The following is a 15,957-nucleotide window of genomic DNA, read 5'->3' on the forward strand; positions in this document are numbered from 1 at the left end:
GTGAAGTCCCCGTTCCGCCTCAGTCGGTGATGAAGCCGTAGGTACCGCGATAGTTGCGCGCCGGCTCGGTCTTGCCGGGCACGCCGTAGATGCGGTTGATGTTGCCGATCAGTTCGGCCTGCGGATCCGCGGGCGCCGCGAAGCCGTCATCCGGGCGCGACAGGTCCTTTGGCGCCGTAGCGCGAACGACGTAGGGCGTCACGATCACGACCAGCTCGGTCGCGTTGTTGACGAAGTCGCGGCTGCGGAAGAGCGTGCCGAGGATCGGCAGCTGCATCAGGCCCGGCAATCCGCTCACCGCCTGCTTGGTCTGCTGCTGGATCAGGCCGGCCATCGCCATCGCGCCACCGGAAGGAATTTCCAGCGAGGTCTCGGCGCGGCGGGTCCGGATCGAAGGCACCGTCACCGAGTTCACCGACGTCGAGGTCACGGCCTGGGACAGTGTGATCGAATTTTCGTTCGACAGTTCCGAGACCTCGGTCATCACCCGGAGGCTGATCTTGCCTTCGGTCAGAACCACGGGTGTGAAGTTGAGCGAGATGCCGAACTTCTTGAAGCTGATCTGGGTGGTACAGACATGCGTGGTGGGATCGCACGCATAGCCTGCCGGCACCGGAAATTCGCCGCCGGCAATGAAGGTCGCCGATTCGCCGGAGATCGCGGTCAGGTTCGGCTCGGCCAGCGTACGGATCACGCCCGCGGTTTCCATTGCGCGCAAGGTGGCCTGGACCGAGGGGCCCCCGCCGAATTTCGTCGTCAGATTGTTGCCATCGACGAGATTGTGGCCGAGCGCCGTGAACGGGTTGGTGTTGGTGAAGCTCACCACGGAGGTGCCGTAGTTCAGGTTCGCGGACAGATCGATGCCGAGCTGCTTGACGATGTTGCGCTGGACCTCGGCCACCGTCACTTTCAGCATCACCTGGTCGCGGCCGCGGACCACGATCGAGTTCACCACCTTGTCGACGCCGCCGACGAGGCGCGCGGCGAGATCGTTGGCCTGCTGCGCTTCCAGCGGGTTGGCGGCCGTGCCGGTCAGGACGACTCCCTCGCCGAGACCGTCGATCTGGATGTCGGAATTCGGCAGGATCTGCTTGAGCGCAGCGCGCACGCCGTTGAGATCGCGCTTGACCGCGATGTCGTAGGCCGCGATCTGCTGGCCGGCGGAATCGAAGAACACGATGTTGGTCTGGCCGACCGTGGCGCCGATGATGTAGGCGCGCTGCGCCGAGCGCACTACGGCATTGGCGATCTTGGGATCGGCGACCAGCACGTCCTTGATGTCGCGCGGCAGGTCGATCACGATCGACTTGCCAACGCCGAGCGAGAGGAAGCGCGCGTTCATCTGGCCGTCGGCCCCAACCGGTGCCGCGGGACGGTAGTCTGCCGCGATCACGGGCGTCAGCGCGGGATTGAGCGTCAGCGCGAGAGCGGCCGAGAACGACAGGGCGCGAACGATCGAGGTCCGCATCGTTGCCAGATCTGCCCTGCATTTCATATCGACTGTCCTCATCGTGCTTTCGAGGTCGAGCTCGGGATGCCGTATCGAATGATCGAGACGCCGTCGCGCTTCTGTGCGGATTCGTCGAGCGTGATCTCGGTCGCCTTGACGTCGGCAATGCTGCGCAGCGCCAGCGATAGCGTTCCAGCCTGGCGGGCGGAGGAAAGCGCCTGGGTCTGCGCCGGATTGAGTTCCAGGGTCACGGTCTTGCCGATCACCGCATTCTGGCCGTCCTTCTCCTTCGGCGCCTGGTCGATGGCGAGGACGCGGACATTGGTCAGGATGATTTCGGACGTCACGACGTCCGGCGCGCCGCTGCTCTGGTCCGGATTCTTGAGGCGGCGGGTGAGCAACACGTCGACGCGATCGTTGGGAAGGATGAAGCCGCCGGCACCGGTCTCCGGAGAGATTTCGGTCGAGATGGCACGCATGCCGCTCGGCAGGATCGCGGCCATGAAGCCGGAGCCGTCGGCCTTGACCAGCTTCTGGTCGCGGATCGGCTCGCCCTGGATGAATGGGGCGCGCGCGATCGAGCCGACGACCTGGGTGGCGCCGTCAGGGCGCTCACTGCGGCGGATGAAGGTAGCGCTGGCCGTCGCGGTCGGCCAGGTCTGCCATTGTACGTCTTCGGGCTTGACGGTCTGGCCGAGACCGATGTCGTTCTTGGCGACCAGAACGTCGGTGGTGGGAAGCTGCGCGACCGGAGCCGCTGGAGGCGGCGCAGAGTCCGTGCTGCTCGCCAGATACGCGGCGATACCGCCGGCGCAGATGGCGACCGCCAGGACGACTATGCGTGCCCGATTCATACGCTTCACTTTCCACAGAACGCCGCGACGCTGCCGCCGCCGTAATCGGCAGTTGACCAGCTATTCGTCAAAGCATGGTTAATGAGGCGTATCTAAATCGCCTTAACGCCGGGTTTATCCGGAGCGTTCAGCGCAGTGCGAGGTGAGCGAGATCGATCGCCTTCACCCATTCGGTCTCGGGATAGATCATCAATGCGCCAAGCGCGAGCGCGATGCCGTAGGGAATGCCGCTCTCCTTGGCGTGCAGCCGCGCCAGCCAGGCCTGACCGGCGAGCCCGTAAGGCAGCGGCCATTGCCGAAATTGGAGTAGAAGCAGCGTCAGCGCTCCGCCGAACAGCGAGGCGTACAGCAGGAAGTCCATCAATTGAGCGAAGCCGAACCAGAGCGCCACCGAAGCTGCGACCTTGGCGTCGCCACCTCCCATCCAGCCCATCGCAAAGCAGGTAAAGGCCACGACGAGGAGCAACGCGCCGGCGCCGACATGGCTCAGCACCTCGTAAGGTGCCATGCCACCGGCGAGAGCAAGCACGAAGAAACCTGCGACCAGCGCCATCGACACGCGGTTCGAGATCGTCATGGTGAAGAGATCGCTGGCGGCTGCAAACGCCATCAGGGCCGGGAAGAGCAGAAGGCGCGCAAGGTCAAGGATCATGGGCTGCGTCTTGAGGCCTGGGTCGGTTGCCGGATCGGGGCGTCGGCGCATGCTAGCGCGCAGTGCTAAACAAACCGACAACGGCTGCGAGGAGTTCGGAATCGGCAGCCCGGCGCGGTCGCGTCACCACATGCTGGCGATACGGATTGCGAGCGTGCCCATGGCGAGCAGCAGCGCCAGGCAGACCCAATAGGCCGGCGCGTCGATGCGTGCCGTATCCGCCTCGTTCGCCGCAATCGCGGCATCGGTTCTGTGCTTACGCAACGCCACTGGAACTCGCACACTGCAGAAAAACAAAGGCCCCGGAGGTCCGGGGCATTTGCCGTCGTTCGTCGGTCGGCTTACTTCAGCGAGGAGCTGATCGAGGTGAACTTGGCGTTCAGCGTGGTGCCGAGCTGGTTGACGACGGTGATGATCGCCAGCGCGATGCCGGCGGCGATCAGGCCGTATTCGATGGCGGTGGCGCCGGATTCATCCTTGGCGAAACGCGCAATCAGGTGCTTCATGAAACTAAACTCCATCTGGGTGAGGTCGCCACGTTCGGCGCTGTCTTGACGGGACGACCATGTGAGCCGAGCTCTTTCGGCGGGGTTAATTCGACCAGTCAAACCCGCGGCCGGCGTGATGCTTTTGGCCAAAGTGAATTTCGCCTTAAGGCGGCCCTGCAATTCGTTCCAGTTCGGAAACGCGCCGCCAACTTCACCGTCCCTTAAATCTCGCGGAGTAGGCGTAGGTCGGATCAGCAGCCCGGAAAACAAGCGATGATGTCGAGCCTGCCCATGCAAGTCGCCCTGATGCTGGGCGAGACCATCGAGAAGGTCATCCCTGTCACGCTCGTGCTCGCGCTGGTGTTCACCGTGCTCGAGCATTTCTGGGCCTGCAATCCCGGACCGTCGTGGTGGCGCAAGCGCGAGATCGTGACCGACATCTGCTACTGGTTCTTCGTTCCGGTGTTTGCCCGCACCATGCGGATCGGCCTGTTGATCGTCACGGCCGGCATCGTCTTCAATATTCACGATGCCGACGAGCTGATCGCCTTCTACGACAATGGCCACGGCCCGCTGTCGCAACTACCGCTCTGGCTGCAGGGCGTGCTGTTCCTGGTTGCGTCCGATTTCATGCTCTACTGGCTGCACCGGCTGTTTCATGGCGGCGGGTTCTGGAAATACCACGCGGTCCATCACTCTTCGGAGGAGATCAGCTGGATTTCGGCGGCCCGCTTCCATCCGGTCAATCTGATGCTCGGCACCATCGGTGTGGACGTCGTGCTGCTGATGGCCGGCATTTCGCCGAACGTGATGATTTGGGTCGGTCCGTTCACGACCTTCCACTCGGCCTTCGTGCACGCCAATCTGAACTGGACTTTCGGTCCGTTCCGATATGTGCTGGCGACGCCGGTATTCCACCGCTGGCATCACACGCCTCTCGAAGAAGGCGGTGATACCAATTTTGCCGGCACCTTTCCGATCTGGGATGTGCTGTTCGGGACCTATCGCATGCCGAACGGCGAACTGCCGCAGGGCTACGGCAAGGATGAAGCGACCATGCCGAAGGAATTCCCCGGTCAGCTAGCCTATCCGTTCCGACACTAGCCGCCGGGCCGACAAAAACCGTTCAAACAATAGTTGCCGAATTTGCGGAACGTTCACGAATTACAGGCAGGTTAACCGGGTCGGGCGCCGGCTCCGCTTCCTGATCGATCATGCCGGTTTGTGACGTCCCGGGGTAAGAGTATGCGTAAAGAGTTCCTGCGCCGTCATGCGCGCATCTGTCTCCTGGCCGCGGCCGCTGTGCTGGCCTCGCCGGCCATTGGTCTTGCTGAGCCCACCGTCGATACCATCGCCGTCAATGTCGACCAAGCCAAGCTGGTGCGGCTGCCCGGCAAGGTGGCTACGATCGTGGTCGGCAATCCTCTGATCGCCGACGTCACGCTTCAGCCAGGCGGGATGATCGTCGTGACTGGCAAGGGCTATGGCGCCACCAACTTCATAGCGCTCGATCGCGGCGGTGAGATCCTGGTTGATCGACAGATCCAGGTCGAGGGCCCGAGCGACCGTCTCGTCACCGTCTATCGCGGTGTCGAGCGGGAGTCCTATAGCTGCATGCCGGTCTGCCAGCGCCGCGTCACGCTTGGCGACAGCGACAACTTCTTCAATACCACGATGGGTCAGGCGGGTGCGCTGAGCAACAACGCTAGCGGCAGTGCGAGCTCGGCCCCAAAGGCCAACTAGCGAGGCTGCACGACCTCCTGAGCGGGTCCGCTCTCCAGACATGAAAAAGGCCGTGCATCGCGCACGGCCTTTTCCGCTGTCAGTGCGCTCGCGCTGATCCGTGTGCGGCCTCTTAAGGCGCGCGGTGGATATCAGCCCGCGTCGCGGAGGTTGTCGGCAGCCGACTTGCCGGACCGGCGGTCGGCCACGATCTCGTAAGAGACCTTCTGGCCTTCGCGCAGCGAGCCGAGGCCGGCGCGCTCGACGGCGCTGATGTGAACGAACACGTCCTTGCCGCCGTCGTCGGGCTGGATGAAGCCATAGCCCTTGGTCGCGTTAAACCACTTCACGGTTCCCATGCTCACGGGGGTAGTCCCTTCTCAGATACACAATGTAAGAGCCCGCTTGCGCAGGCCGGTTAGATCGAATTTTGGAAGGGTCGTCAGCGTGTCTGAACCGGCTGTACCGGTGGATGCTAATGTCGTCCGGCCGAAAATCGATTGATTGATTTTATTGGAATTAAGGCACCAAAACAATCCTGACGTGCACGATTTTTTGATCCGCCGTGATGCCACGGCGGATCAGCAGACAGGACAGCAATTTTGTGCCGCGCTGGCGCGCGGGGCCGTTAACGGCGACGGAACTGGCCGCCGCGCTGTCCGGGACGCGGCGGACCACCCGCCGTGCTGGGACGTTCGTCCTTGTGGCGGAAAATCAGCCGGCCCTTTTCAAGGTCGTAGGGCGACATTTCCACCGTGACGCGGTCACCCGCCAGCGTCTTGATGCGGTTCTTCTTCATCTTGCCGGCGGTGTAGGCGACGATCTCGTGCCCCGCGTCGAGCTGCACGCGGTAGCGCGCGTCGGGGAGGATTTCGGTGACCAGTCCTTCGAACTGGATCAGCTCTTCCTTAGCCATGAATTTCTCCAGGTCGTGGACGGCTAGTGCGAATGGGGTTTGCGGTTCGGGTGGCCGTTCGGCCGACTCTCCCGGCGCAAAAAGGCCACGCCTTGTATCCCATTAGGGGCTCCGGCGCTATGCGCGGAACGCTGTTCCGAGCGGTCGTTTGGCGGGGAATGCATCTTTCCACCGGAGCGGCGGCGGCGAGATCCCTTCGAGCCGTTGCCGGCCCTTCCGTCGACATGCCTGCTGTCGCCCGGGCGCCCCTCGCCATGGCGGCCCTCACCGGGCCGTCCGTCGCTGGGCTTGCTGGAGCTGTGGTGACGTCCGTCGCCGTGCCGTTCCTCACCACGCCGTCCATCGCCATGGCGTGCGCCTTGCGGACGCTGGCCCGGGCGGCCGCCCGGCCGGCCCTGCCGCTGCTGCGGCGCGGGCGCGCCCGTATCGCGGCGGCCGGCATCGGTGCGCAGATCCTCGCGCGGCAGCACCACCCGGATCAGCCGCTCGATATCGCGGAGATAGCTGAGCTCCTCGCCGCCGGCGACCAGTGAGATCGCGGTGCCGTCGGCACCGGCGCGCGCGGTGCGGCCGATGCGGTGCACATAGGTCTCGGGCACGTTGGGCAGGTCGAAATTGATGACGTGAGTGATGCCGTCGACGTCGATGCCGCGGGCGGCGATGTCGGTGGCGACCAGGGTGCGGATCTCGCCGGAGCGGAACTGCGCCAGTGTCCGTTCGCGATGGTTCTGCGACTTGTTGCCGTGAATGGCGCTGGCGGCAATGCCGGCCCGTTCGAGCGTCTTCACCACCTTGTCGGCGCCGTGCTTGGTGCGGGTGAAAACCAGCGCGCGGTTGATCGGCTCGTCCTTCAGGAGCTTGGTCAGGAAGGCGGGCTTGGCCGAGAAGTCCACCTGGACGATGCGCTGGTTGATACGCTCCGCGGTCGAGGACACCGGGGTCACCGCGACGCGGGCCGGATCGCGCAGCATGGAATCGGCGAGCTCGGCGATGTCCTTCGGCATGGTGGCGGAGAAGAACAGCGTCTGCCGCTTGATCGGGAGTTTCGCGACGATTTTGCGGATGTCGTTGATGAAGCCCATGTCGAGCATGCGGTCGGCCTCGTCGAGCACGAGGAATTCGACGCTGCCGAGCTTCAGCCCATTGCTCTGCACGAGGTCGAGCAGGCGGCCAGGGGTGGCGACCAGCACCTCGACGCCCTGCATCAGGGCGCGCACTTGGCGGCCCATAGGCACGCCGCCGATGGCGAGCGTCGAGGACAGGCGGATGTGGCGGCCATAGGCGTTGAAGCTGTCGAGGATCTGCCCCGAAAGTTCGCGGGTGGGCGACAGCACCAGGACGCGCGCCGTCTTGGGTTGCGGTTTGACGCGGTTCTCGAGCAGGCGGTGCAGGATCGGCAGCGCGAAGGACGCGGTCTTGCCGGTGCCGGTCTGGGCGATGCCGACGACATCGCGGCCGGTCAGCGCGGTGGGGATCGTCTGGGCCTGGATGGGGGTGGGGGTGACGTAATTCTCTTCGGCGAGAGCACGTGCGATGGGTTCGGCGAGGCCGAAGTCCTGAAACGAAGTCAAAAGATGGATCTTTCCATGTCGAATGCGGTCGGCCGACGCAATCAGCGTGGCGCGCGCAAGGGTGTCGAGAGGACACCTGCGTGTTTGGGGTGTCGGATGGCTTGGATGAGATGGGGCAAGCCAGAGGCCCGTAGGGGCTTAAGAACACGCGGCTCGCTACGACCGCTCGATTCGCAAGCGATCTCCCCAGTCATATGGAACATTGACGGGGCGCTTTCAAGGCGGGTGATCACCGGATACCGCTGGTGGTGCAAAAATAGTTATGCCGGAATTTTAGCCAATAATGTCAATCTGCTTATTAATTAGACTGATTGCTACATAAGCATACAATTTTTTTGCTCAAGTTTTGAGCGGTTAAGCGGTGCCCACAGTTCGGACGAGGTTATTTTATCCAAATTAATCAATGGCTTGTTGGGTGCTTCGTCCATGGCATGGTTCTTGCGATTCCGTTAATCGCAGGCGGCCGTGGGGCCGTTTCGCAGCGTTTTTTCACGTCTGCGTCAGGGAGATGATACATCCATGCCTACCAAATCCATTCACGATATAGCGGCGTCATTGAGCCGCCGCGGCGTGCTCGCCGCGACAGCTGGACTGATGCTCGGTCTGGCGTCCATTTCCGGCGCAAAGGCCGCGGACGACACCATCAAGGTGGGCGTCCTGCACTCGCTCTCGGGCACCATGGCCATCAGCGAAACCACGCTGAAGGACACCATCCTCTTCCTGATCGACGAGCAGAACAAGAAGGGCGGCGTGCTCGGCAAGAAGCTCGAAGCCGTCGTCGTCGATCCCGCCTCGAACTGGCCGTTGTTCGCCGAGAAGGCGCGCGAGTTGATCACCAAGGACAAGGTCGCCGTCGTGTTCGGCTGCTGGACTTCGGTCTCGCGCAAGTCGGTGCTGCCGGTGTTCAAGGAGCTCAACAACATCCTGTTCTACCCCGTGCAGTACGAGGGTGAAGAATCCGAGCGCAACGTGTTCTACACCGGCGCTGCGCCGAACCAGCAGGCGATCCCCGCCGTCGACTATCTGATGAAGGAAGAGAAGGTGAAGCGCTGGGTGCTCGCCGGCACCGACTACGTCTATCCCCGCACCACCAACAAGATCCTGGAAGCCTATCTGAAGTCGAAGGGTGTCGCCCAGGAAGACATCATGATCAACTACACGCCGTTCGGTCACTCCGACTGGCAGACGATCGTGGCCGACATCAAGAAGTTCGGCTCGGCCGGCAAGAAGACGGCGGTGGTCTCGACCATCAACGGCGACGCCAACGTTCCGTTCTACAAGGAGCTCGGCAACCAGGGCATCAAGGCCAAGGACATCCCGGTCGTCGCGTTCTCGGTGGGTGAGGAAGAGCTCGCCGGCATCGACACCAAGCCGCTGGTCGGCCATCTCGCGGCCTGGAACTATTTCGAGTCGATCAAGACCCCGGCGAACGAGAAGTTCATCAAGGATTGGCAGGCCTACACCAAGAACCCGAAGCGTACGACCAACGATCCGATGGAAGCCCACGTGATCGGCTTCAACATGTGGGTGAAGGCGGTCGAGAAGGTGAAGTCGACCGATCCGGACAAGGTGATCGATGCGCTTCCCGGCATCGAAACGCCGAACCTCACCGGTGGCGTCGCCAAGATGCTTCCGAACCACCACATCACCAAGCCGGTGTTCATCGGCGAGATCAAGGGCAACGGCCAGTTCGATGTTGTCTGGAAGACCCCGAGCCTCGTCCCCGGCGACGCCTGGTCGAAGGAGCTCGACGGCTCCAAGGACCTGATCGGCGATTGGGTCGGCAAGAAGTGCGGCAACTTCAACACCAAGACCAACAAGTGCCTCGGCTCCGGTTCCTGATCCGGATCTGACATTCGACTGCACGCTGGGAGAAGACGGCGATTCCGCCGCCTTCTCCCCACTTCTGCCGGGGTGATCCAGTGCCAACCAAACTGACTGCTCGTCTTTCGACGTTTGTTCTCTCGCTATTCCTGATCGCGTTGGCGCTGCCGGCCCTTGCCGGTCCGTTCGAGGATGCGGTCGCCAAATTCGCCAACGACGATTTTTCCGAGACGGATGAGGCGATCGGCGCGGTCGCCAGCAGCGGCAACAAGCTCGCCTTTCCGATCATCAGCGCGCTCCAGGACGGCCGCCTCATGGCCGATCCCGATAGCAAGAAGGTTTACGTCACCGGCACCGACGGCAAGTCGATCGATGCCGCGACCGGTGAGCCGGTTGCCAGCGTGCCCGACAGCGCCAGCGCCGTTCGCCTCAACAATCGCCTGCGCCGTAGCGTCGATGCTGCGCTCGGCAGCCTGACGCTTCAGTCGCCGGATCTCGGCGCGCGGCTCCAGGCCGCGCAGTCGGTCTTCAAGTCGCACGAAGAGACCGCGCTCGAGCCCGTCGAAAGCGCGCTCGCCAAGGAGACCAACCGATCCGTCAAGACCGCGCTCGGCGAAGCGCGCGCGGCGATCCTGCTGTTCAAGTCCGATGCCACCGAAGTGCAGAAGCTCGAGGCCGTCGCCACCATCAGGGCGCGTGGCGACCAGGAAGCGCTGGCGCTGCTGTCCGACATCGGGACCGATCAGCCGGCCTCCGTCGCCAAGGCCGCGACCAGCGCGATCGGCTCGATCCAGAACACGCTCGCGATCTGGTCCACGGTGCAGAACGCCTGGTACGGCCTGTCGCTCGGCTCGGTGCTGCTGCTCGCGGCGATCGGGCTCGCCATCACCTTCGGCGTGATGGGCGTCATCAACATGGCCCATGGCGAGATGGTGATGATCGGAGCCTACACCACCTTCGTGGTGCAGGAGGTGATCCGCACCCGCTATCCCGCTTTGTTCGACTATTCGCTGCTGATCGCGGTGCCTCTGGCCTTCCTCGTCGCCGGCGGCATCGGCGTGCTGATCGAGCGCAGCATCATCCGCTTCCTCTACGGCCGTCCGCTGGAGACGCTGCTCGCGACCTGGGGTCTGTCGCTGGTGCTGCAGCAGGCGGTGCGCACCATGTTCGGCCCGACCAACCGCGAGGTCGGCAATCCCTCCTGGATGAGCGGCGCCTTCGAACTCGGCCAGATCACCATCACCTACAACCGGCTCTGGATCCTCTGCTTCACGCTTGCGGTGTTCGCGATCCTGCTCGCCATGCTGCGCTACACCGCGCTCGGCCTCGAGATGCGCGCGGTGACACAGAACCGCCGCATGGCGGCCTCGATGGGCATCGCCACCTCGCGCGTCGATGCGCTGACCTTCGGGCTCGGCTCGGGCATCGCCGGCATCGCCGGCGTGGCGCTGTCCCAGATCGACAACGTCAGCCCCAATCTCGGCCAGAGCTACATCATCGACAGTTTCATGGTCGTGGTGTTTGGTGGGGTCGGCAATCTCTGGGGCACTTTGGTCGGCGCCTTCACGCTCGGCATCGCCAACAAGTTCCTTGAGCCGGTCGCCGGCGCGGTGCTCGGCAAGATCGCCATCCTGGTCCTGATCATCCTGTTCATTCAAAAGCGCCCGCGCGGCCTGTTCGCGCTCAAGGGCCGCGCGGTGGAAGCATGACCCCTCACATGCTGACGCGATCGCTCGACCGCGGCGCGGCAATCTTCCTGATGATCGTCGCCGCCTGCGGCATCCTGATCCCGCTCTCCAACCTGCTGCTGCCGGCGGGCTCGGTGCTGCAAGTGCCGACCTATCTGGTCGCGCTCTGGGGCAAATATGTCTGCTACGCCATCCTTGCGCTCTCGATCGACCTGATCTGGGGCTATTGCGGCATTCTCTCGCTCGGCCACGGCGCCTTCTTCGCGCTCGGTGGTTACGCGATGGGCATGTACCTGATGCGGCAGATCGGCACCCGCGGCGTCTACGGCAACCCTGTCCTGCCCGACTTCATGGTGTTTCTGAACTGGCAGAAGCTGCCCTGGTACTGGTACGGCTTCGACATGTTCTGGTTTGCGGCGCTGATGGTGTTGATCGTGCCGGGCTTGCTCGCGTTCTGCTTCGGCTGGCTCGCCTTCCGCTCCCGCGTCACCGGCGTGTATCTGTCGATCATTACCCAGGCGATGACCTATGCGCTGCTGCTCGCCTTCTTCCGCAACGATTTCGGCTTTGGCGGCAACAACGGCCTGACCGATTTCAAGGATATCATGGGCTTCAATGTCCAGGCCGAAGGCACCCGCGCCGCACTGTTCGCGCTGAGCTGCCTGGCGCTGATCGGAAGCTTCCTGATCTGCCGCGCCGTGGTGTCCTCCAAGCTGGGAAAGGTGCTGATCGCGATCCGCGATGCGGAATCGCGCAGCCGTTTCCTCGGTTACCGCGTGGAATCCTACAAGCTGTTCGTGTTCACGCTGTCGGCCTGCATGGCCGGTGTTGCCGGCGCGCTCTATGTGCCGCAGGTCGGCATCATCAACCCATCCGAATTCGCTCCGGGCAATTCGATCGAGGCGGTGATCTGGGTGGCGGTCGGCGGCCGTGGCACGCTGGTCGGCGCGGCGCTCGGCGCCATCGTCGTCAACTACGCCAAGACCTTCTTCACCTCGGGCGTATTGGCGCCGTACTGGCTGTTCATGCTGGGGGCGCTGTTCATCCTGGTGACGCTCCTTCTGCCCAAGGGCATTGTCGGCACCTTCAACGCCTGGCGCGATCAGTCGAAAGAGAAGCGCTCTGCTTCAGCCGCTGCGAGTGCGGCTGCCGAAGACGGCGTCACCGAAGCCAACATGGCAGAGGAGCGGTCATGAACGTCATGGACACCCGCGCGACCTCCGCGATGCTCTATCTCGACGGCGTGCACGTCTCGTTCGACGGCTTTCACGCCATCAACAATCTGTCGCTGACGCTCGAGCCCGGCGAGATGCGCGCCATCATCGGCCCCAACGGTGCCGGCAAGACCACGATGATGGACATCATTACCGGCAAGACCAAGCCCGACGAGGGCACGGTGCTGTTCGACGGCGTCACCGACCTGACGCGCCTCGACGAGACGCGCATCGCCGAGCTCGGCATCGGCCGCAAATTCCAGAAACCGACGGTGTTCGAGAGCCAGACCGTCCAGGACAATCTGTTGCTCGCGCTCAATGTCGATCACAGCGTCAAGGGCACACTGTTCTGGCGCGGCAGCAGGGCCGAGTCGGAACGCATCGACAAGGTGCTGGAGACGATCCGCCTCACCAACGCCCGCAACCGCCTCGCCGGCAGCCTCAGCCATGGTCAGAAGCAGTGGCTCGAGATCGGCATGCTGCTGGCGCAGGACCCGAAGCTGCTGCTGGTCGACGAGCCCGTGGCCGGCATGACCGACGTCGAGACCCATCTCACCGCCGAGCTCCTCAAAGAGATCAACAAGACCCACACCGTCATGGTGGTCGAGCACGACATGACGTTCGTACGCGAACTCGGTGTCAAGGTGACGTGTCTGCACGAAGGCGCGGTGCTCGCGGAAGGAACCATTGACCAGGTCTCGTCCAACGAGCGGGTCATCGAAGTCTATCTGGGACGCTGAACGATGCTTGAGGTCAAGGACATCAACCTGTTCTACGGCGCTGCGCAGGCGCTGCGCGGCGTTTCGATCGCGGCCGAGCCGGGCAAGGTGACATGCGTGCTCGGGCGTAACGGCGTCGGCAAGACCTCGCTGCTGCGCGCCATGGTCGGGCAATATCCAATCTCCTCGGGCGCAATCGTGTTCGACGGCGCCGATATTACCGGCCTCAAGCCGTATGAACGGGCGCGCAAGGGCATCGGCTTCGTGCCGCAGGGCCGCGAGATCTTTCCGCTGTTGACGGTCGAGGAGAACCTCAAGACCGGCTTCGGTCCTCTCAAGCGCCAGGACCGGAACATCCCGGACGACGTGTTCTCGCTGTTTCCGGTGCTGCAATCCATGCTCGGCCGTCGCGGCGGCGATCTCTCCGGCGGTCAGCAGCAGCAGCTTGCGATCGGTCGCGCGCTGGTGATGCGGCCTAAATTACTGCTGCTCGACGAGCCGACCGAGGGCATCCAGCCCTCGATCATCAAGGACATTGGCCGGGCCATCTCCTACTTGCGCAATCTCGGCAACATCGCCATCGTGCTGGTCGAACAATATCTCGACTTTGCCTGCGAACTCGGCGACAGTTTCGCGGTGATGGATCGCGGCGCGGTGAAGTTCACCTGTGATCGATCCAATCTCGACCCAAGCGAGATCAGCCGCCAGATGGCGCTGTAGGAAGAAATCCTGCCGCAACCGGCGAGGGGAGACGGATGCGCAGCGATGCTTTGGCGGCATCTTCGGTGTTCGAAGCCAATCGCGCCAGGGGCGTGGTGCGTTTCGACGTGCATGCCCGCGACGGCGTGACGCGGCGCGGCGCCTTGCATGAATCCGGATCGCTGCGCGTGCGCTTTCCCTCGCCGGAGGACAAAGGCCTGTCCGGCGTGTTCGTCAACACGGCCGGTGGCGTTGCCGGCGGTGATCGCTTCGACATCGAGATCTCGGCCGCAGAGGCCGCGCGCTTGACGCTGACGACGGCCGCCGCGGAAAAGATCTATCGCGCGCCGGGCGCCGCGGCGCAGCTCAATATTTCCTTGAAGGTCGGCGCCGGCGCGCATCTCGGCTGGCTGCCGCAGGAGACGATCCTGTTCGATCGTGCGCGTGTCCATCGCCGCTTCGACATCGAGCTCGACGAGGCCGCCTCGCTCATGCTTTGCGAAATCGTCGTGTTCGGCCGCGCCGCCATGGGCGAGCGGATGGAGCAGGGGGAGTTCGTCGACCGCTGGCGGCTGTCCCGTGGCGGCAGGCTGGTCTTTGCCGAGACCATCAGGCTCGACGGCACTATCGGCGCGAAGCTGGCCCGATCCGCCGTCGCCAAGGCTGGTGCCGCGATCGGCACGGCGCTGATCGTGCCCGGCGATGAAGCTTTGGTCGAACGCATCCGCGAGGCATCGGAAGCTTTCGCCGGCGAGGTCGGGATATCCGCCTGGAATGGCTTTGCAATAGCGCGGTTCTGTGCCCAAGATGCGGCGCGTTTGCGCTCCGACATGATGACCGTGCTGGCGCGCACCGGCGCGGCCTTGCCGCGGCTCTGGCTGAATTGAATTGTTGAACCGAAGAGATTTCGCATGAACCTGTCTCCCCGCGAAAAGGACAAGCTTCTGATCTCGATGGCGGCCATCGTGGCGCGCCGCAGACTGGATCGCGGCGTCAAGCTCAACCATCCCGAGGCGATCGCGATCATCTCCGACTTCATCCTCGAGGGCGCGCGTGACGGCCGCACGGTCGCCGAGCTGATGCAGTCAGGCGCGCAGGTGCTCACCCGCGAGCAGGTCATGCCTGGCATCCCCGAGATGATTCACGACATCCAGGTCGAAGCGACATTTCCTGACGGCACCAAGCTCGTCACCGTGCATGAACCGATCCGATAGGAACATAGACATGATCCCCGGCGAACTCTTCATCCAGGACGGCGAGATCGAACTCAATGCCGGTCGCAAGACCGTGACGCTGACGGTGGCGAACACCGGCGACCGCCCGATCCAGGTCGGCTCGCACTATCATTTCTTCGAAACCAACCCCGCGCTGAAATTCGATCGCAAGAAAGCTCGCGGCATGCGCCTCGACATCGCCGCCGGTACTGCGGTCCGCTTTGAGCCCGGTCAGACCCGGGAAGTTCAGCTGGTCGCCATGGCGGGGAAGAAGACCATCTACGGCTTCCGGGGCGAGGTGATGGGGAAGCTGTGAGCGGCGCAGGAACGAGCGCGATGCGGCATCGTTGAGGCGAAAACGGAGGAGTTTGCCATGCTGTCACCCGTCCGCCTCGTTTCCGAAGCCGCAGAGCTCGCCGCACGCCGTCACAATGGCATGGCGCGCAAGGGGCGCGGCAAGGAGCCTTATATCAACCATCTCGCCGAAGTTGCTAACCTGCTTGCGACTGCGACCGACGGCGCCGACGCCGAGCTCGTTGCCGCCGGCTGGCTGCACGATTCGGTCGAGGATACCGACACCGAGCCCGAGGAGCTGGCGCAGAAGTTTTCTGAACGCGTCGCCGCTCTTGTCCTCGAATGCACCGATGATATGGGCCTGTCGAAGGCCGAGCGGCGGAGCAGGCAGGTGGTCGATGCGCCAAACAAATCCGCCGGCGCCAAGCTGATCAAGATCGCCGACAAGGTCAGCAACATCGGGGCGCGGATTCATCCCGATCCAACCACCGAAGAGCGCGACGATCTTCTCGATTACGTCGATTGGGCCGAGCAGGTCGTCGCCGGCTGCCGCGGCGGCAATCAATGGCTCGATACGGCATTCGACGACATGGTACTGAGAGCGAGAACCTCGCTGTGAGTGCTAATCCGATATTCCAACACAAACGGGGCT

At 63.4% G+C, this 15,957-nt stretch carries 19 protein-coding genes; 11 read left to right on the forward strand and 8 right to left on the reverse strand.

From position 1 onward, the window contains the following. Nucleotides 1-19: 19 nt before the first annotated feature. The 5 genes from X265_RS06555 to X265_RS06570 all read right to left on the reverse strand — a co-directional run bounded on the left by X265_RS06555 (nt 20) and on the right by X265_RS06570 (nt 3,462). Nucleotides 20-1,495, reverse strand: coding sequence for a type II and III secretion system protein family protein (locus tag X265_RS06555; RefSeq protein WP_164938448.1), 1,476 nt, complete (start codon nt 1,493-1,495; stop codon nt 20-22). Nucleotides 1,496-1,506: 11 nt separating this feature from the next. After that, nucleotides 1,507-2,304, reverse strand: a complete 798-nt coding sequence (gene cpaB / locus X265_RS06560) for a Flp pilus assembly protein CpaB (RefSeq protein ID WP_164938449.1) — start codon at nt 2,302-2,304, stop codon at nt 1,507-1,509. Between the two features lie 127 nt (nt 2,305-2,431). Beyond that, on the reverse strand, nt 2,432-2,956 hold the full coding sequence (locus X265_RS06565) for an A24 family peptidase (RefSeq protein WP_128964071.1): 525 nt from the start codon (nt 2,954-2,956) through the stop codon (nt 2,432-2,434). A 123-nt stretch (nt 2,957-3,079) separates the two neighbouring features. Then, a complete protein-coding gene (locus X265_RS40330) occupies nt 3,080-3,220 on the reverse strand; it encodes a hypothetical protein (protein ID WP_164938337.1) in 141 nt (46 codons plus the stop codon). A 77-nt stretch (nt 3,221-3,297) separates the two neighbouring features. Beyond that, the gene (locus X265_RS06570; RefSeq protein ID WP_128964072.1) at nt 3,298-3,462 is read right to left on the reverse strand and encodes a Flp family type IVb pilin; all 165 of its coding nucleotides are present in this window, start codon (nt 3,460-3,462) and stop codon (nt 3,298-3,300) included. A 258-nt stretch (nt 3,463-3,720) separates the two neighbouring features. On the opposite strand from X265_RS06570, the gene X265_RS06575 reads away from it, so the two are divergent. Beyond that, complete coding sequence (locus X265_RS06575; protein ID WP_092293397.1) at nt 3,721-4,548, forward strand: sterol desaturase family protein; 828 nt, start codon at nt 3,721-3,723, stop codon at nt 4,546-4,548. Nucleotides 4,549-4,689: 141 nt separating this feature from the next. Further along, nucleotides 4,690-5,187: a pilus assembly protein N-terminal domain-containing protein gene (locus X265_RS06580; protein WP_128964073.1), complete on the forward strand. Its 498-nt coding sequence runs from the start codon at nt 4,690-4,692 to the stop codon at nt 5,185-5,187. A 131-nt stretch (nt 5,188-5,318) separates the two neighbouring features. Here the strand turns inward: X265_RS06580 and X265_RS06585 are convergent, their stop codons facing one another. The 3 genes from X265_RS06585 to X265_RS06595 all read right to left on the reverse strand — a co-directional run bounded on the left by X265_RS06585 (nt 5,319) and on the right by X265_RS06595 (nt 7,653). Further along, nucleotides 5,319-5,531, reverse strand: a complete 213-nt coding sequence (locus X265_RS06585) for a cold-shock protein (RefSeq protein WP_057759442.1) — start codon at nt 5,529-5,531, stop codon at nt 5,319-5,321. A 263-nt stretch (nt 5,532-5,794) separates the two neighbouring features. Next, entirely contained in the window at nt 5,795-6,082 is a 288-nt protein-coding gene (gene infA, locus X265_RS06590; protein ID WP_024340539.1) for a translation initiation factor IF-1, read from the reverse strand. 23 nt (nt 6,083-6,105) lie between these two features. Further along, complete coding sequence (locus X265_RS06595) at nt 6,106-7,653, reverse strand: DEAD/DEAH box helicase (RefSeq protein WP_128964074.1); 1,548 nt, start codon at nt 7,651-7,653, stop codon at nt 6,106-6,108. A gap of 519 nt (nt 7,654-8,172) precedes the next feature. Here X265_RS06595 and urtA point away from each other — a divergent pair. The 9 genes from urtA (at nt 8,173) to X265_RS06640 (ending at nt 15,924) form a co-directional block, all read left to right on the forward strand. Beyond that, nucleotides 8,173-9,495, forward strand: a complete 1,323-nt coding sequence (urtA, locus tag X265_RS06600) for an urea ABC transporter substrate-binding protein (RefSeq protein WP_128964075.1) — start codon at nt 8,173-8,175, stop codon at nt 9,493-9,495. 80 nt (nt 9,496-9,575) lie between these two features. Further along, nucleotides 9,576-11,186 (forward strand): urea ABC transporter permease subunit UrtB, encoded by a 1,611-nt coding sequence (gene urtB, locus X265_RS06605; RefSeq protein ID WP_128964076.1) that lies wholly within the window; start codon nt 9,576-9,578, stop codon nt 11,184-11,186. Continuing rightward, nucleotides 11,183-12,361 (forward strand): urea ABC transporter permease subunit UrtC, encoded by a 1,179-nt coding sequence (urtC, locus tag X265_RS06610; RefSeq protein ID WP_128964077.1) that lies wholly within the window; start codon nt 11,183-11,185, stop codon nt 12,359-12,361. Before urtB ends, urtC begins: the two co-directional genes overlap by 4 nt. Continuing rightward, nucleotides 12,358-13,119 (forward strand): urea ABC transporter ATP-binding protein UrtD, encoded by a 762-nt coding sequence (gene urtD / locus X265_RS06615; protein WP_128964078.1) that lies wholly within the window; start codon nt 12,358-12,360, stop codon nt 13,117-13,119. Before urtC ends, urtD begins: the two co-directional genes overlap by 4 nt. A gap of 3 nt (nt 13,120-13,122) precedes the next feature. Continuing rightward, on the forward strand, nt 13,123-13,818 hold the full coding sequence (gene urtE / locus X265_RS06620) for an urea ABC transporter ATP-binding subunit UrtE (protein ID WP_128964079.1): 696 nt from the start codon (nt 13,123-13,125) through the stop codon (nt 13,816-13,818). A 35-nt stretch (nt 13,819-13,853) separates the two neighbouring features. Then, on the forward strand, nt 13,854-14,684 hold the full coding sequence (locus X265_RS06625) for an urease accessory protein UreD (protein ID WP_128964080.1): 831 nt from the start codon (nt 13,854-13,856) through the stop codon (nt 14,682-14,684). 24 nt (nt 14,685-14,708) lie between these two features. Continuing rightward, nucleotides 14,709-15,011, forward strand: a complete 303-nt coding sequence (locus tag X265_RS06630) for an urease subunit gamma (RefSeq protein WP_128964081.1) — start codon at nt 14,709-14,711, stop codon at nt 15,009-15,011. Between the two features lie 10 nt (nt 15,012-15,021). Then, complete coding sequence (locus X265_RS06635) at nt 15,022-15,327, forward strand: urease subunit beta (RefSeq protein ID WP_128964082.1); 306 nt, start codon at nt 15,022-15,024, stop codon at nt 15,325-15,327. A gap of 57 nt (nt 15,328-15,384) precedes the next feature. Next, nucleotides 15,385-15,924, forward strand: a complete 540-nt coding sequence (locus tag X265_RS06640) for an HD domain-containing protein (RefSeq protein ID WP_128964083.1) — start codon at nt 15,385-15,387, stop codon at nt 15,922-15,924. Nucleotides 15,925-15,957 lie beyond the last annotated feature (33 nt).

It is taken from the genome of Bradyrhizobium guangdongense (assembly GCF_004114975.1).
Classification (GTDB): Bacteria; Pseudomonadota; Alphaproteobacteria; order Rhizobiales; family Xanthobacteraceae; genus Bradyrhizobium; species Bradyrhizobium guangdongense.

Excerpts from the sequence above, each read along its gene's own strand:
- X265_RS06555 (WP_164938448.1), bottom strand. The coding sequence starts at position 1,495 with ATGAAATGCAGGGCAGATCTGGCAACGATGCGGACCTCGATCGTTCGC.
- cpaB (WP_164938449.1), bottom strand. The coding sequence starts at position 2,304 with ATGAATCGGGCACGCATAGTCGTCCTGGCGGTCGCCATCTGCGCCGGC.
- X265_RS06565 (WP_128964071.1), bottom strand. The coding sequence starts at position 2,956 with ATGATCCTTGACCTTGCGCGCCTTCTGCTCTTCCCGGCCCTGATGGCG.
- X265_RS06570 (WP_128964072.1), bottom strand. The coding sequence starts at position 3,462 with ATGAAGCACCTGATTGCGCGTTTCGCCAAGGATGAATCCGGCGCCACC.
- X265_RS06575 (WP_092293397.1), top strand. The coding sequence starts at position 3,721 with ATGTCGAGCCTGCCCATGCAAGTCGCCCTGATGCTGGGCGAGACCATC.
- X265_RS06580 (WP_128964073.1), top strand. The coding sequence starts at position 4,690 with ATGCGTAAAGAGTTCCTGCGCCGTCATGCGCGCATCTGTCTCCTGGCC.
- infA (WP_024340539.1), bottom strand. The coding sequence starts at position 6,082 with ATGGCTAAGGAAGAGCTGATCCAGTTCGAAGGACTGGTCACCGAAATC.
- urtA (WP_128964075.1), top strand. The coding sequence starts at position 8,173 with ATGCCTACCAAATCCATTCACGATATAGCGGCGTCATTGAGCCGCCGC.
- urtC (WP_128964077.1), top strand. The coding sequence starts at position 11,183 with ATGACCCCTCACATGCTGACGCGATCGCTCGACCGCGGCGCGGCAATC.
- urtD (WP_128964078.1), top strand. The coding sequence starts at position 12,358 with ATGAACGTCATGGACACCCGCGCGACCTCCGCGATGCTCTATCTCGAC.
- urtE (WP_128964079.1), top strand. The coding sequence starts at position 13,123 with ATGCTTGAGGTCAAGGACATCAACCTGTTCTACGGCGCTGCGCAGGCG.
- X265_RS06625 (WP_128964080.1), top strand. The coding sequence starts at position 13,854 with ATGCGCAGCGATGCTTTGGCGGCATCTTCGGTGTTCGAAGCCAATCGC.
- X265_RS06630 (WP_128964081.1), top strand. The coding sequence starts at position 14,709 with ATGAACCTGTCTCCCCGCGAAAAGGACAAGCTTCTGATCTCGATGGCG.
- X265_RS06635 (WP_128964082.1), top strand. The coding sequence starts at position 15,022 with ATGATCCCCGGCGAACTCTTCATCCAGGACGGCGAGATCGAACTCAAT.
- X265_RS06640 (WP_128964083.1), top strand. The coding sequence starts at position 15,385 with ATGCTGTCACCCGTCCGCCTCGTTTCCGAAGCCGCAGAGCTCGCCGCA.